Annotated in this window: 2 protein-coding genes; both read right to left on the bottom strand. The window is 46.2% G+C overall.

Annotated features, from left to right (window positions below):
- Nucleotides 1-199: Holliday junction resolvase RuvX (gene ruvX, locus R8N47_RS24910; protein WP_318186070.1), on the bottom strand; the 199-nt coding region annotated here is incomplete at its 3' end.
- A 48-nt stretch (nt 200-247) separates the two neighbouring features.
- On the bottom strand, nt 248-742 hold a 495-nt coding region (locus R8N47_RS24905; RefSeq protein WP_318186069.1), incomplete at its 5' end, for a YqgE/AlgH family protein.

The raw sequence follows: 742 nt of genomic DNA, 5'->3' as shown, positions 1-742 counted from the left end.
CATGCAAATCCGTTGGCAGGCCTACGACCAATAAGTCTGGCTGCCATTCTTTAATTTGTTTTTCGATGTCATCCCAATTTGGAATGCCATCATTGGCTTTAAACGCTTTCAGTGGTGAAGCGGTGCCAGTGATTTCTTGACCAATCGCGCTACCAATACTTTTAGTACCGAAGTCGAAGGCCATTATTGTGCGTGACATACAGTGTCTCAAATCTTAATGAAGTGGAAGTTAAGGAAGGCGGTTGCGTTACGCATGACCTGCGTCTGCCGACAATTGGCTTGGGTCGATACCTAGCTTTTCTACCGCTTTTTTCCAGCGCTCTGTAATGGGCGTATCGAAGATGATTTCTGGTGTGGCTTCGATGGTTAGCCAAGAGTTTTCAACCAGTTCATTTTCTAACTGACCAGCACTCCAACCGGAATAACCAAGAGCAACCAAATAGTCACTTGGCTCAGCCTCTGTCCCCAATACGGAAAGAATATCTCGCGAAGTGGTGACAGCAAGGTCGTCGGTCATTTGAATGCTGGATTCATAGTAATCTTTCGGTTTATGTAGAATAAAACCACGGTCTTCTGAGATTGGACCGCCATTGTAGACGGGTCTATCTAAGCTGGCTTCAAACAGGCGTGGGTGAACAGGCTGCACGTCAACTTGCTTGAGCATGTTACCTACAGTGATATCAACAGGCGCGTTGATCATCAGACCCATTGCGCCTTCTTCGTTATGTTCACAAACGTAGAT

It is taken from the genome of Vibrio sp. 2132-1 (assembly GCF_033344315.1).
The sequence above is the reverse complement of the archived record's forward strand: the minus strand, read 5'-3'. Positions and strand labels throughout refer to the sequence as shown.